Annotated in this window: 10 protein-coding genes; 8 read left to right on the forward strand and 2 right to left on the reverse strand. The window is 61.8% G+C overall.

The window, feature by feature from the left end; genetic code table 11:
* Positions 1-330: 330 nt before the first annotated feature.
* Positions 331-1,041 carry a GTP pyrophosphokinase gene (locus tag PH256_RS02940; protein ID WP_270912917.1) on the forward strand — a complete coding sequence of 237 codons (711 nt, stop codon included), beginning with the start codon at positions 331-333 and terminating at the stop codon, positions 1,039-1,041.
* A gap of 30 nt (positions 1,042-1,071) precedes the next feature.
* Here the strand turns inward: PH256_RS02940 and PH256_RS02945 are convergent, their stop codons facing one another.
* On the reverse strand, positions 1,072-1,653 hold the full coding sequence (locus PH256_RS02945) for a TetR/AcrR family transcriptional regulator C-terminal domain-containing protein (protein ID WP_270912918.1): 582 nt from the start codon (positions 1,651-1,653) through the stop codon (positions 1,072-1,074).
* Between the two features lie 121 nt (positions 1,654-1,774).
* Here PH256_RS02945 and PH256_RS02950 point away from each other — a divergent pair, with 121 nt between their 5' ends.
* The 5 genes from PH256_RS02950 to PH256_RS02970 all read left to right on the forward strand — a co-directional run bounded on the left by PH256_RS02950 (position 1,775) and on the right by PH256_RS02970 (position 9,512).
* Positions 1,775-2,620, forward strand: a complete 846-nt coding sequence (locus tag PH256_RS02950; protein WP_270912919.1) for a patatin-like phospholipase family protein — start codon at positions 1,775-1,777, stop codon at positions 2,618-2,620.
* Between the two features lie 155 nt (positions 2,621-2,775).
* A complete protein-coding gene (gene mgtA, locus PH256_RS02955) occupies positions 2,776-5,427 on the forward strand; it encodes a magnesium-translocating P-type ATPase (protein ID WP_270912921.1) in 2,652 nt (883 codons plus the stop codon).
* 17 nt (positions 5,428-5,444) lie between these two features.
* Entirely contained in the window at positions 5,445-5,942 is a 498-nt protein-coding gene (locus PH256_RS02960) for a winged helix-turn-helix domain-containing protein (protein ID WP_270912922.1), read from the forward strand.
* A 596-nt stretch (positions 5,943-6,538) separates the two neighbouring features.
* Positions 6,539-9,301 (forward strand): magnesium-translocating P-type ATPase, encoded by a 2,763-nt coding sequence (mgtA, locus tag PH256_RS02965; RefSeq protein ID WP_270913082.1) that lies wholly within the window; start codon positions 6,539-6,541, stop codon positions 9,299-9,301.
* 4 nt (positions 9,302-9,305) lie between these two features.
* Entirely contained in the window at positions 9,306-9,512 is a 207-nt protein-coding gene (locus PH256_RS02970; RefSeq protein WP_270913087.1) for a hypothetical protein, read from the forward strand.
* A gap of 45 nt (positions 9,513-9,557) precedes the next feature.
* On the opposite strand, the gene PH256_RS02975 is transcribed toward PH256_RS02970, so the two are convergent.
* The gene (locus tag PH256_RS02975; protein ID WP_270912923.1) at positions 9,558-10,136 is read right to left on the reverse strand and encodes a TetR/AcrR family transcriptional regulator; all 579 of its coding nucleotides are present in this window, start codon (positions 10,134-10,136) and stop codon (positions 9,558-9,560) included.
* A 216-nt stretch (positions 10,137-10,352) separates the two neighbouring features.
* Between PH256_RS02975 and PH256_RS02980 the strand changes: the two genes are divergently transcribed.
* Together PH256_RS02980 and PH256_RS02985 are read left to right on the forward strand one after the other, a co-directional pair.
* Entirely contained in the window at positions 10,353-13,235 is a 2,883-nt protein-coding gene (locus PH256_RS02980) for a YhgE/Pip domain-containing protein (RefSeq protein ID WP_270912924.1), read from the forward strand.
* Between the two features lie 324 nt (positions 13,236-13,559).
* Positions 13,560-14,717, forward strand: coding sequence for a galactose ABC transporter substrate-binding protein (locus PH256_RS02985; RefSeq protein ID WP_087184048.1), 1,158 nt, complete (start codon positions 13,560-13,562; stop codon positions 14,715-14,717).
* The last annotated feature ends 6 nt before the right edge of the window (positions 14,718-14,723 follow it).

A 14,723-nucleotide genomic window follows, 5' to 3' on the forward strand; every position in this document is an offset into this window, starting at 1 on the left:
GCCTTTCGGTGACCTTTTTCGACAGGCTGAGGCAGGACGTTTGTCCTGCCTTTTTTGTTGCACTTCCCCCTTCGGGGGCGGCTTCACCGTTCGCGCTGAGGCGCTCCGGTTCGGCTCACAGGGCATCTCCGGAAAAAAGAGTGAGAGCCGATCGAGTGGTGCTTCTGATTTACTCCACATTCTGCCGATTGGCCGATATAGATTTTTAGGACAAAATACATAATTTGTCCTGGAATTGGACAATTTTATCCGGTTGTACCGTGAAAAATGAGGCGCTATTTGTTACGCTATAAGTTAGTATGATCGATCATTTTGGAAAGGACGGCGGCTATGGACGTATCGGATTACTCAAACGAGCTGCAAGCGTATTTGCTGGGGCATGGCGATGATCTTCTGACGCACATCATCCAGTTCAACGAATTGATGATGCGCTATCAGGCGGCCATCAAGGAAGTGAGCACCAAGCTGGAGATCCTGAAAAGCGACTTTCAGCTGCGCAACCAGCGCAGCAGCATCGAGAGCATCCAGTCCCGGATCAAAAAGCCTGCCAGCATTCTGAAAAAGCTGAGCAGCCGGGGGATTGAGGCCAATCTGGAAACCATCCGCACCCAGCTGAGCGATGTGGCCGGTATCCGCGTGATCTGCCCCTTTATTGACGATATCTATCAGGTGGCGGAACAGCTTGCCATCCAGGACGATATCCGGGTTTTGCGTGTGAAGGATTACATCCAGAACCCCAAGCCCAACGGATACCGCAGCTACCATGTGATCCTGGAGGTCCCGGTCTTTTTTATGGACAACAAGGAGCTGATGCAGGTGGAGGTGCAGTTCCGCACGGTGGCCATGGATTTCTGGGCCAGTCTTGAGCATCAGATCAAATACAAAAAGGACATTCCCGATGCGGAGGAATTGGTGCAGGAGCTGAAAAGCTGCGCGGACACCATTGCCGAAACGGATCGGAAAATGCTGGAATTGCGCCGCCGGATGGAGCAGCAGAAGGGGAGCCAATCCGAAAAACGCCCCCTGGAATTTCCGGAATAAGGGCCGGAAAAACAGGAGGGCGGGCAAGACTTATTGCGGTTCGGCGTTACCGCCTTGCTGAAGAGCAATCAGTTTATCGAAGATTTCGCCGGAAAGCAGATCCTTCAGCATGCGGACCACCGGCTCCGGGTCGCCTTCCATGCCGTTTTTGGCCCAGTTGGAAATCACTCCGGTGAGTCCGAAGGCGTAAAAGCGGGAGATGGTGCGAATCTGCCCGGGTGTGAGAAACTGCTCACCCCCGGCGTTTCGCAGAAGGTTCTGGGTCAGCTGCACATAAAAATCCATCAGACATTCGGAAAAGCTGTTCTGCCCCTGGATGTGGAGCACCTTCCGGTAAAGGGTGCGGTTGTCCTGCAGATAGCGGCACAGCGCCAGCAGCGCGTCGGCCCAGCTGTCCATGGACTGGGACTCCCCGATGATCGGCGTGATTTCGGAATAAAAAATCCAGTTGATCACGTCGTATTTGTCCTTGAAGTGGTAGTAAAAGGTGTTGCGGCTGATATGGCAGTGCCGGGCGATCTCGCCCACGGAAATTTCCTCAAAATCCCTGGTCTGCAAAAGCTCTTTGGTCCCCTTTGCCACCATGTATTTGGTGAATCCGGCAGTGGACATGATGCTCGCCTCCAACGCATATTTGCTATGCATCATTATAACAAAGGCGGCCGGGGCTTTCAATGCGTCCACCCCGCACGCGGGGCAGGCAAACGGAATCAAACGGAACGGAGTGAAGGATATGAAATTGGGTCTGGTTGACGTGGGCGGCGGCCTGCGTGGAATTTATGCGGCCGGTGTGCTGGATTACTGCATGGATGAGCACATCGTGTTTGACTGCTGCGTTGGCGTTTCGGCGGGAAGCGCCAACACGGCCTCCTATCTGGCGGGGCAGAGGGGCAGAAACTATAAGTTCTACTGCGAATACGCCTTTCGCAAGGAATACATGAGTCTTTCCAATTATCTGAAGCATCATTCCTACATCGACATGGACTATGTGTACGGGACTTTGAGCAATGCCGGCGGCGAGTATCCGCTGGATTACCGGGCCATTCGGGAAAACCCCGCCCAGCTGTTCGTGGTGGCGCAGGAGGCGGTCAGCGGCAAGGCGGTGTACTTCACCAAGGAGGATATGGCGCAGGACCATTACCAGATTTTCATGGCCTCATCCTCCATCCCCGGAGTGAACAAGCCCTACCCCATTGCCGGGCAGCTGTATTACGACGGCGCCCTGGGCGATCCGGTGCCGGTGCAGAAGGCCTTCGACGAGGGCTGCGACCGGGTGGTGCTGCTTCTCACAAAACCGGCGGCTGTGCCCCGTGAGCCGGGCCGTGACCCCATGTTGGCCAGGATGATCCAGCGCCGGTATCCGGCCTCGGCAGAGAACCTGCGCAACCGGGCAAACCGCTACAACCAGGAGGTGGCCGCCGCCAAGGAATGGGAGAAAGAGGGCAAGGTGCTGATCGTCTCGCCGGACGACACCGAGGGCGTGAGCACCCTGTCCAAGGAACGGGAGGCGCTGGACCGGCTGTACCACAGAGGCTACCGGGATGGCGAGCGCATCAAGGCCTGGCTGGGTCTGGAATAACGGAATAAAAGCATTGGGGCAGCCCGGCACCGCTTCGGCGGCGGCCGGGCTGCTTTTTTGCTGGTGCGAAACAAGGGAAAAGCAAGATTTGGCGGCGGGCGAAAATTCCAGTTTTATGGTATGATAAAAGGGAGAAACCCAGGGAGGTGACGCACGTGAAAGAGGACCGGGCCATTCACCGGCGCATTTCGGAATATGCCTGTGCCGAACCCCAGGCGCTCCGGCGCGATTTTCAGATCACAAGCGAGGGCTACGACCCCTGGCAGGTGGAGGATAGCCGCCGCCGCTGGGGCGCCAACGTGGTGGCGGGCCGCCGGGCGGACACGGTGCTCTACCGGCTGCGGCGGGCCTTTGTGACCCCCTTTTCCATGATATTGCTGGTGCTGGCCGCCATCTCCTTTGTTACCGATGTGCTGCTGGCCTCCAACTTCAGCCGAAACCTGACCACCGTGTTCATCGTGCTGGGTATGCTGCTCATCAGCGGGGCGGTGCGCTTTGTGCAGGAGCTGCGGGCCAAACGGGTGGCGGACCACCTCACCGGCATGATCGCCACCCGGGTGCGGGTGCTGCGGGCGGGCCGGTGGACCGAGCTTTGCTCCACCGAGCTGGTGGTGGGCGACCGGGTGCGGCTGGCGGCCGGGGACCGGGTACCCGCGGACATCCGCCTCACCGAAGCGAAGGACCTGTTCGTCTCCCAGTCGGTGATCACCGGCGAGAGCGGCGTGCTGGAAAAGCGGGCCGTCACCCTGCGCCCCGGCACTGCAAAGACCGCCGCCGATTACGAGAACGTGGCCTTTCTGGGCTCCACCGTGATGGGCGGCTTTAGCGAGGGCATCGTGCTGGCGGTGGGAGCGGATACGGTCTACGGCGGCTTTTCCGCCGCGGGCGCGGAGCGGAAAAACGGCTTTGACCGGGGCGCGAACTCCATTGCCTGGGTGCTGATCCGCTTTATGGCGGTGCTGGTCCCGGTGGTGTTTGCCGCCTGCGGGCTGACCAAGGGCAACTGGCTGTCGGCCTTTCTGTTCGCTTTGTCGGTGGCGGTGGGCCTCACCCCGGAGCTGCTGCCCATGGTGGTGAACGCCTGCCTGGCCAAGGGCTGCGCGGCCATGGGCAAAAAGCAGACGGTGGTCAAGACCATCAACGCCATGCAGGGCTTCGGCAGCATGGACCTGCTCTGTGTGGACAAGACCGGCACCCTCACCGGCGATGTGGTGGCGCTGGAATATTATATGGATGTGCTGGGCAACGAGAGCGGCCGGGTGCTGGAGCTGGCCTATCTGAACAGCCTGTACCACACCGGGGTGCAGAACCATCTGGACGACGCCATCCTTCGCTGCCGGGATATGCCCGGCCAGCAGGAGCGGTTCGAGGGTCTGGCCCGCCGCTGCCCCAAGCTGGACGAGCTGCCCTTTGATTACGAGCGGCGTCTGGCTGGCGTGCTGGTGGGCGGAAAAGAAACCCTGCTCATTGTGAAGGGAAGCCTGGACGAGGTCTGCCGCCGGTGCAGCCATGTGGAATACAAGGGCCAGCGGCTGCCCATGGGGCCGGATGCCGCCGCCAGCGTGCACGCGGTGGCGGACGAGATGCTGGAGGACGGTATGAAGGTGCTGGCGGTGGCCTGCAAGCCAATGGAGGGCCGCACCGCCCGCCCGGAGGATGTGCAGAATCTGACCCTGCTGGGCTATCTTGCCTTTTTCGACGCACCCAAAAAGACCGCCGCGGCCGCGGTGGCCCGTCTGCGGGAGCTGCATGTGGGGGTGCGGGTGCTCACTGGCGACCAGAAAAGCGTGGCGGTGTCCATCTGCAGGCGGCTGGGCATCGACGCGGAGCAGGTGCTCACCGGCCCCGAGCTGGAGAGCCTGAACGAAAATGACGCGACCATGCGCATCGAGCGCACGGCGGTGTTCGCTGAGCTTTCGCCCAAGCAGAAGGCGCGGGTGGTGGCGGTGCTGCGGGCCAACGGCCATACGGTGGGCTTTCTGGGCGACGGCATGAACGACCTGCCCGCCATATTGGAATCTGACGTGGGCATCTCGGTGGACACGGCGGCCCAGGCGGTGAAGGAGGGCGCGGACGTGATCCTTTTGAAAAAGGACCTGAACGTGCTGGGCGAGGGCATTCTGGAGGGCCGGAGAGCCTTCTGCAACCTTTCCAAATACATCCGCATCACCGCTTCGTCCAACTTCGGCAACATCGTTTCCATCGTGATCGCCAGCGTGCTGCTGCCCTTCTTCCCCATGACGGCGGTGCAGCTGCTGCTTTTGAATCTGTTGTATGACCTGCTCTGTCTGGCCCTGCCCTGGGACCAGGTGGACCCGGAGGCCTGCGCCCGGCCGCTGGAATGGTCCGGCCGCACGCTGGGCCGGTTCATGCGGTTCTTTGGGCCGTTAAGCTCGATTTTCGACCTGCTCACCTTCGCCTGGCTCTTCTTTGTGCTCTGCCCGGCGGTGTGCGGGGGCGGGTTCTTCCAGCTGGCCCAGGAGGCCCAGCGGCTGCGGTTCATCGCCCTGTTTCAGACCGGCTGGTTCCTGGAATCCATGTGGACCCAGGTACTGATCCTGCACCTGCTGCGCACCGCGAAGGCGCCGTTTTTGCAGAGCAGGCCCTCCCGGCCGGTGATGCTGGTCACCGGGCTGGGCATCGTGCTGTTCACCGGCCTGACCTTCACGCCGCTGGGGCGGCTGATCGGCCTGACCGCCCTGCCGCTGGTGTACTTTGCCTTTTTGGCGGTTATGGTGGCGCTGTATCTGTTGCTGGTGAGCCTGGCCAAGGGGCTTTACCGGAAAAAATACCGTGAGCTGATCTGAGAAAGGAGGGGTCCGCTGTGAAAAAGAACATCGGGTTCGCCGCGCTGGATCTCTCCCTGGCGGACTGGCTGCGGGAGAAGCTGCGGCTGAATGCCCCCGACACCCCCGCCGCCCGGGAGCTGCTGGAGGGCATTGAGGAGCTGATGAGCGGCCGGGCCGACAGCCTGATGCTGGAGCTGGCCGAGGGCACCCCGGTCGCTGTGCCGGAGGGGGTGCTGCACTGCGGTGCGCTCTCCATCGACCAGCGGCTGCGGCGGGTTGTGCGGGACGGGCAGGAGATCGCCCTCACCCCCAAGGAGTTCGACATCCTGTATTTTCTGGCCCGCAACCGGGGCGAGGTGTTCACCAAGGAGCAGATTTATCAGGCGGTGTGGGAGGACGACTACCTGCTGGACGACAGAAACATCATGGCCTTCATCCGCAAGCTGCGCAAAAAGATCGAGCCCAACCCGGACGCGCCGGAGTACATCCTCACCATCTGGGGCATCGGCTACAAGTTCAGTGACCGGCTTTAAGTGCCGAAGCAATCAAATAAACAAAGGCAGCGCCGCGCAATCCCTGCAAAATGGAATTGCGCGGCGCTGTTTTTAATTCTTACCCAATCGCAAGGAAATCGCAAGGGTTTGCCCATGGGATCTTCATTGCGATTTTTGTATGATGGAATCAGCGGACGGCAGCCGGTGTGACATAAGAAAACGACGCCGGAAAAGGGCCGCTTTTGCGGGATTGCAGCGTCAAAGCCCCTTGACAACCACCAAGGGTGCCTACGGGTCTTTTCCTTGCACTCCCATCAAAATCGGACCTTTTCCGGTGCAGAGCAGTTCTGCCCCAGGATTTTGGATGCAGAAAGTGCGAAAAGGGGCGGAGCAAGCCTTGATGGCTTGCCCGCGCCTTTGAACATTTTGTGCGCCAAAATCCTACGGCAGAACCGTCGTTTTCTTATGGCACACCGGCGAAAGACCGCATTCTCAACAACGAAACGAAAGGAGGCGGCGGTATGGATTCCGACGGCAATCCCCGAAGGTACAGAGCATCCCGGGCGGCGGGTCCGAACGCGCCGCGCCCCGTGCTCTGACCGCTTTGTTTGAACGGCAAGGAGGAATGAGCAATGATCAACAACAAGAAAAACGCGGCGGCCCGGCAGGCTGCCGAAAAAGCACGCATCCGCCAGGAGGTGGACCGCCGCATCCAGGACGCAGCGGCCTGCCCCATCCCGGATGTGCTGCAGGAGCTGAACACCACCCTGCGGGGCCTGAACGAGCAGGCGGTGGCCCGCAGCCGCGCCCGCTACGGCGCGAACCGGGTCACCCACGAAAAGCGTCAGTCGCTGGCAAAGCGGCTTGCCGGAGCCTTCATCAACCCCTTCACCGCCATTCTGTGCTGCCTGGCGCTGGTGTCCATCATGACCGACATGGTCTTCCCGCTGTGCTCGCTGTTCGGCGGTACCCCCGAGGACTTCGACTGCCTGACCGTGGTCATCATCCTCACCATGGTGCTGATCTCCGGCACCCTGCGCTTTGTGCAGGAATCCCGCAGCGGCAATGCGGCGGAAAAGCTGCTGGCCATGATCACCACCACCTGCACCGTCACCCGGCGGGAGCAGGAGCTGGCCGAGATCCCGCTGGACGAGCTGGTGGTGGGCGACATCGTACACCTCTCGGCCGGGGACATGATCCCCGCCGACCTGCGCATTCTGGAGGCCAAGGATTTATTCCTCAGCCAGGCCAGCCTCACCGGCGAGAGCGAACCGGTGGAAAAGACCGCCGCGGTGAGCGAGCCGAAGGAGACCATCACCGACCACACCAACATCGCCTTCATGGGCAGCAGTGTGGTCTCGGGCAGCGCCACGGCGGTGGCGGTCTGCGTGGGCGATGCCACCCTGTTCGGCTCCATGGCCAGCGCGGTGGCGGGCGAGGCGGTGGAGACCAGCTTCACCCGCGGCGTGAACGCGGTGTCCTGGGTGCTGATCCGCTTCATGCTGGTGATGGTGCCGCTGGTCTTCTTCATCAACGGGCTGACCAAGGGCGACTGGCTGAATGCCTTCCTCTTCGGCATCTCCATCGCGGTAGGCCTTACCCCCGAGATGCTGCCCATGATCGTGACCACCTGCCTGGCCAAGGGCGCGGTGTCCATGAGCAAGAAAAAGACCATCGTCAAGAACCTGAATTCCATCCAGAACTTCGGCGCCATCGACGTGCTCTGCACCGACAAGACCGGCACCCTCACCCAGGACCAGGTGGTGCTGGAATACCACCGGAACCTGAACGGGGAAGAGGACACCCGGGTGCTGCGCCACGCCTATCTGAACAGCTATTTTCAGACCGGCTACAAAAACCTGATGGACCTGGCGATCATCCGCAAGACCGAGGAGCAGGAGGCCGCCGACCCCCGGCTGCTGGACCTGTCCGAGCATTATGTGAAGGTGGATGAAATTCCCTTCGACTTCGCCCGCCGCCGCCTGACCACCGTGGTGCAGGACAAGACCGGCAAGACCCAGATGGTGACCAAGGGCGCGGTGGAGGAGATGCTGGCGATCTGCAGCCACGCCGAGTGCGACGGCACGGTCCAGCCCCTGACCGGGGAGCTGCGCCGCCGCATTTTGCAGGCGGTGGACGAGATGAACGACAAGGGGTTCCGTGTGCTGGCCATCGCCCAGAAGAGCAGCCCCGCCCCGGCGAGGGCCTTCGGGGTGAAGGACGAGCAGGACATGGTGCTCATGGGCTATCTGGCCTTTCTGGACCCGCCCAAGGAATCCACCGCCGCCGCCCTGCGGGCGCTGAAGGCCCACGGCGTCACCGCCAAGCTCCTCACCGGTGACAACGAAAAGGTTACTCGCACCATCTGCCGCCAGGTGGGGCTGAAAGTTCGCAACATGCTGCTGGGCGCGGATGTGGCCCGCATGAGCGACGCGGAGCTGGCCCGGGCCGCGGAATCCACCGACGTGTTTGCCAAGCTCACCCCGGACCAGAAGGCCCGGGTGGTGGCGGCGCTGCGCTCGAACGGGCACACCGTGGGCTTCATGGGCGACGGAATTAACGATGCGGCCGCCATGAAGGCCGCCGACATCGGTATCTCGGTGGACACCGCCGTGGATGTGGCCAAGGAATCGGCGGATGTGATTTTGCTGGAAAAGGACCTGATGGTGCTGGAGCAGGGCATCATCGAGGGCCGCAAGACCTACGCCAACATGATCAAGTACATCAAGATGACCGCCTCCTCCAACTTCGGCAACATGTTCTCGGTGCTGGCGGCCAGCGCGCTGCTGCCGTTCCTGCCCATGATGAGCGTGCAGCTGATCGTGCTGAACCTGATCTATGATCTCTCCTGCACCGCCATCCCCTGGGACAATGTGGACGAGGAGTTCATCGCCCGCCCCCGCAAGTGGGACGCCTCCAGCGTGGGCAGCTTCATGCTCTGGATCGGGCCCACCAGCTCCATCTTCGACTTCCTCACCTACATCTTCATGTACTTCGTCTTCTGTCCGCTGTTCGTCTCCGGCGGAGTGCTGTACAACGACCTGGCCAATCATTTCAGCGGCCCGCAGCTGGTGCAGATGCAGGCGGCCTATCTGGGCATGTTCCAGGCGGGCTGGTTCGTGGAATCCATGTGGAGCCAGACCCTGGTCATCCATATGATCCGCACCCCCAAGCTGCCGTTTATTCAGAGCCGGGCCTCCGCTCCGCTCACCCTGGTCACCCTGGCGGGCATCACCGCGCTTACCATCATTCCCTTCACCCCGCTGGGAACCCTACTGGGCTTCGTGGCCCTGCCGCCGCTGTACTTTGCCTTCCTGATTCCCTGCATCCTGCTGTATATGGCGCTGGCCACCAGTCTGAAAAAGGCCTATGTGCGCCACTACGGAGAACTGCTTTGATGTTATGCTGAAAGGAGCGATTGCCATGACCCTGACCATGAACTGGGCCGCCGTCTGGATGCGGCTGTTCGGCACCACCACCCTCTGGGGGCTGGATCTGGGCTTCTGGGCGGCGCTGGCCGCCGTGGCGCTGATCGTGATCGCCATGAACCTGGTGTTCTGGGGCATGAAGCCTGCCGCACCCCGGCCCGAACAAAAGGAAACTGTATAAAAAAGCAGCCGCCCCGGCTTTTTCGGGGCGGCTGCTTTTGGTATATCAGGCATGGGGGTAAAAATCGCTCACGGTGTTGGTCACCAGCCGGAAGGTGAGCTGGGCCATGTGCTGGGGGCTTTCCTCGCAGCCCCGGCTCAGCCAGTCCTTGATCAGGCCCACGCCACCGGCCACGCAGTAGGCGTAGGTGTATTTCAAATCGTCCATCCGCTCGGGGAAAGCCTCCCGCAGCGCCTTCAGGCTGTAGTGGGAGAGCATCTCTTCAATGCGGTGCAGAAAGGCGATGTCGCCGTGGGGGCCCAGCAGGGCGGCGCAGATCTCCCGGTTTTCAAACAGGATGGCGAAGATGTCCTCAATAAAGGGGAAGCTGTTTTCGTTGAAGGGGCTTACCGGATGGGTGCGGATGGTGTGCAGAATCTCCTCGTACAGCTCGTTCTCCACGCTTTCCAGCATGTTGTAAATATCGGTGTAGTGCAGATAGAAGGTGGAGCGGTTGATGTCCACCAGGTCCACCAGCTCCTTCACCGTCACCTCCTTCACGCTCTTCTGGGCCATCAGCTGGGCGAGACCGTGGCGCAGCTGGGCCTTGGTGCGGCGGATGCGCCGGTCCGGCTTTTTTTCCATGGGTGCGCTTCCTTTCATTTGTAAAAGATTTGTGACTGTTCAACACAACGCGACGCAATGTCTATTAATGGATACTGCGACGGAAACTGTCGGTTGTGTTGTTCTTCTTGGCTTAGTATAATTCTCTTTGCAGGAAAAAGCAATACTGCGATGAATAAACAACACGGTATTGATTTTCTGAGAGAGATCGAGGAAAGGAAGCGATTTTTTCGTTCTATGCTGAAAAATGAATGGAAAAAGCTGCTGAGCAACAAGCTGATGCTTGTGGTGGTGGTGGCCATCATCGCCATTCCCACCATCTACACCACCCTGTTCCTGGGCTCCATGTGGGACCCCTACGGCAGCGTGGAGCACCTGCCGGTGGCACTGGTGAACCAGGACCAGCCGGTGGAATACGAGGGCAAGACCCTGGATGTGGGCGCCGAACTGGTGGACAGCCTGCTGGAGGACGCCTCCCTGGACTTCCACCAGGTGAGCGAGGAGGACGCGGCCAAGGGGCTGGCGGCAGGGGATTACTATATGGTAATCACCATTCCGCAGGACTTCTCGGCCAACGCGGCCACCCTCACCGACGATCAGCCCAAACAGATGGAGCTGAACTACGAGACCAACCCCGGCACCAACTACATCGCCTCCAAGCTGAGCGAGACGGCCATGAAGGAGATTCAGGCCAGCGTGCGGGAAGAGGTGACCAAGACCTACGCCGAAACCATGTTTGACCAGCTCACCGAGGTGGGCGACGGCATGCAGGAGGCGGCGGACGGCGCGGGCGAAATCCGGGACGGCGCCGAGCAGCTGGCGGATGGCAACAACACCATCCGGGAAAACCTGCAGCTTCTGGCAGACAGCACCCTTACCTTCCGCAGCGGCAGCGAGACCCTGACCGAGGGCCTGGCCCAGTACACCCAGGGCGTGCAGCAGCTGGCAGACGGCGCGAAGAAGCTGGACGACGGCGCAAAGCAGCTGAAGGACGGCGTGGACCAGCTGGGCGCTTCGGCCCCGGCACTGGCCCAGGGCGTAAGCGCACTGAACGACGGCGCGGCCCAGCTGGCCCAGGGCACGGCCCAGGCCAAGACCGGCAGCGACAGCCTGACCGCAGGCGCGGCTCAGGTGGACGATAATCTGAAAACCCTGAACGAGGGTCTGAGCCAGCTGCAGAGCCAGACCGCAGCCCTGCCGGATTCCGCCTCGGCGCTGGATTCCGGCGCAGCCCAGGCGCTGGAGGGGGCGAAAGCCCTGCAGCAGGGCGCACAGGGCCTGGCCGCAGGCGCGGACAAGGCCAGCCAGGGCGCAGCCGCGCTGAACCAGGGCCTGCAGACCCTGAGCGGCAAATCCGAGGAACTGAACCAGGGCGCGGCCCAGCTGAAAAACGGACTGGATGCCCTGGCAGCCGCGGCGGGCGGCTCAGATGTGTCCGGCAGCCTGACCGCTCTGGCCGGGCAGCTGGATCAGGCGGCCCAGGCGGCCGGTGCGGGTGCAGTGGCCCCGCAGGACCCGGCGGCTCTGGCCCAGACCATTGCGGACAATGCACAAGCCGCCCAGGAGGGCAATGAGGACGCATTGAATGCCCTGATCGCGGCGGCCAATGAGCTGGCCACCGTGGCACAGAATAACTACAACGACGCAAACACCGCCAACGCAGCCCGGGATCAGGCCGCACAGGCTCTTGCCGGCGCGGCCGGTGCGCTGGCCAATGCAGCCGGCGGTTCCGGCTCCGGCGACCTGAGCGCGGCCCTCGGCCAGCTGCAGCAGGGCGCGGCCCAGCTGCAAACCGGCCTGTCCGCCTACACCGCCGGTGTGGACCAGGCGGCTGCGGGCAGCGCGGCCCTGGCGGATGAGACCACCGGCCTGCCCGCTCTGAACGCGGGGGCACAGCAGCTCTCGGCCGGGTGCGATTCTCTGGTAACCGGCCTTGCCCAGCTGCAGGGCGGCACCAGTCAGCTGGCCCAGCAGGCGCCTCTGCTCACCGGCGGCATCGCCCAGGCGGCCAGCGGCGGCGCGGCTCTGCAGCAGCAGGGAACCGCGGTGCTGCGCCAGGGTGCGGCCCAGCTGAACAGCGGCCTGGACGCTCTGGTCACCGGCAGCGGCAGCCTGAAGGACGGCATGAGCAGTCTGAACGGCCAGCTGCCTGCCCTCACCGACGGCGTGGGCCGCCTGCAGCAGGGCACCAGGGACTTGAAGGACGGCACCACTCAGCTGGTGACCGGCGCGGATACCCTCACCCAGAACAGCCCGGCTTTGAACCAGGGCGCGGCCGCCCTCACCGACGGCGCGGGCCAGATTCAGAGCGGCGCCCAGCAGCTGGCGGACGGCAGCGGCGAGCTGGCCGACGGCATCGACCAGCTGACCGACGGCGCAAACACCCTCGAGACCAGCCTGGCGGACGGCGCGGACGAGATCCGCTCCACCAACACCGGCGACGCGGTGGTGGATATGTTCGCCGCCCCGGTGGTCTCTGAGGAGGCCCAGCTGACCCAGGTGCCCAACAACGGGCACGCCATGGCCCCCTACATGATGTCGGTGGCCCTGTGGGTGGGCTGCATCGCCTTCAGCCTGATGTACCCCCTCACCGAGTACGCGGGCAAGCTCAAGAGCGGCACCGCCTGGTGGCTGAGCAAGGCCTCGGTGCTGTATCCCATTGCGCTGCTGCAGGCGCTGGTGATGGTGGGCGCGCTGCACGCCATCAACGGCTTCGACCCGGCCCGCATGGGCCAGACCCTGCTGGTGGCCTGTGTGGCTTCCATGACCTTCATGTCGGTGATGTACTTCTTCACCAACCTGCTGGGCAAGGTGGGCAGCTTCCTGATGCTGGTCTTCATGGTGATCCAGCTGGCCGGTTCGGTGGGTACCTACCCGCTGGAGCTCTCCGGCTCCTTCGTGAAGTACCTGCATGACTGGGTGCCCTTCACCTACACCGTGACCGCCTTCCGCCGGGCCATCTGCGCCGGCGAGGACGTGACCGGCTGCCTTGCCTACCTGGCGGTATGGCTGGTGGTCTTCACCCTGCTGACCATTCTGGTGTTCGCGGTGCGCGCAAAGCGCATCAAGGCCGAAAAGCCCACCCTGATGGTCTGGCTGGAGGAGCATCACCTGGCCTGACCGGAGATTTTTCTGAAAATCTTCTCTTGCTCCCCTTAGCCGGGTTCTTCCGGCTCAAAGCCCCGTTTCGTGCAAGCGCACGAAACGGGGCTTTTTTTGCATGAACTGCAGAAAATTCGGGGAAGCGATTGTCAAAATCGATAAAAATATTAAAAAATGGAAAAGATTTTTGCGGGAGAAGCGAATTTTTTTGCTATAAGACAGAAGAATTTTCTATCGTTTTTGCGCCCCAAAGGCGGTAAAATTTACCACAGAGAAAGCATCCTGCGGGATGCGAAAACGAACGGCGAAAGAACCGAATCCAATCACAGGAGGAAAACGAAAATGAAAAAGAAACTCGCGCTGCTGCTGGCTTCCGTAATGGCCATTGGTATGCTGGCCGGCTGCGGCGGTGCTCCCGCTTCCACCGCTTCCACCGCAACTTCCGGCGGTACCTCCACTGCTGCTTCCACTGAGGGCGGCACTGCCACCGCCACCAGCGACCTGCAGGTGGACGTATTCTACTATGACTTCTCCGATGTTTACATCTCCAGCGTGCGCACCGCCATGGACGAGCAGCTGAAGGCCATGGGCATCGAGCCCAAGAACTGGGATGCCGCTGGCAGCCAGCCCACCCAGACCGACCAGGTCAAGACCGCGATCACCGCCGGTTCCGACCTGCTGATCGTGAACATCGTGGAGACCTCCACCTCCGACCCCGCGAAGGACATCGTGGAAGCTGCCCGCGCTGCGGACATCCCCGTGATCTTCTTCAACCGCGAGGTTGCCGACAACGAAGTCATCAACAGCTATGAGAAGTGCGCCTTCGTTGGCACCAACGCTCCCGACGCCGGCCATATGCAGGGCGAGATGATCGGTGAGTACCTGCTGGCCAACTACGACGCAGTTGACCTGAACGGCGACGGCACCATCTCCTATGTTCTGTTCAAGGGCCAGGAGGGCAACGCTGAGGCCGAGGCCCGCACCCAGTACGCTGTGGAAGACGCCAACAAGCTGCTGACCGAGGGCGGCAAGCCCGAGCTGGCTTACTACGATTCCAGCGCTTCCACCAAGTACCTGGTTGACACCGCCGGCAAGTGGAGCGCCCAGGCTGCCAACGACTACATGGTTTCTCTGCTGGGCTCCTACAACGAAGGCAACAACAACATGGTTGAGCTGATCATCTGCAACAACGACGGCATGGCCGAGGGCGCCATCTCCGCTCTGCAGAACGTTGGCTACAACAACGGCGAAGGCACCACCATCATCCCCGTGTTCGGCGTGGACGCCACCGACTCCGCCAAGGCTCTGATCAAGGCCGGCAACATGACCGGTTCCATCAAGCAGGACGCCGTGGGCATGGCCACCACCATCAACACCCTGGTCAAGAACGTACAGGACGGCGCTGACCTGATGGCCAACACCGACCAGTTCGTGGTGGATTCCGACGTGGATAAGATCCGCGTTCCCTACCAGATGTACGACGGCACCTCCGAGGAATAATTTCTC

The sequence above is a fragment of the Allofournierella sp. CML151 genome (genome assembly GCF_027853465.1).
Taxonomy (GTDB): Bacteria; Bacillota; Clostridia; order Oscillospirales; family Ruminococcaceae; genus Allofournierella.

Coding starts and splice junctions, on each gene's coding strand:
- PH256_RS02940 (WP_270912917.1), top strand. CDS start 331: ATGGACGTATCGGATTACTCAAACGAGCTGCAAGCGTATTTGCTGGGG.
- PH256_RS02945 (WP_270912918.1), bottom strand. CDS start 1,653: ATGTCCACTGCCGGATTCACCAAATACATGGTGGCAAAGGGGACCAAA.
- PH256_RS02950 (WP_270912919.1), top strand. CDS start 1,775: ATGAAATTGGGTCTGGTTGACGTGGGCGGCGGCCTGCGTGGAATTTAT.
- PH256_RS02970 (WP_270913087.1), top strand. CDS start 9,306: ATGCTGAAAGGAGCGATTGCCATGACCCTGACCATGAACTGGGCCGCC.
- PH256_RS02975 (WP_270912923.1), bottom strand. CDS start 10,136: ATGGAAAAAAAGCCGGACCGGCGCATCCGCCGCACCAAGGCCCAGCTG.
- PH256_RS02980 (WP_270912924.1), top strand. CDS start 10,353: ATGCTGAAAAATGAATGGAAAAAGCTGCTGAGCAACAAGCTGATGCTT.
- PH256_RS02985 (WP_087184048.1), top strand. CDS start 13,560: ATGAAAAAGAAACTCGCGCTGCTGCTGGCTTCCGTAATGGCCATTGGT.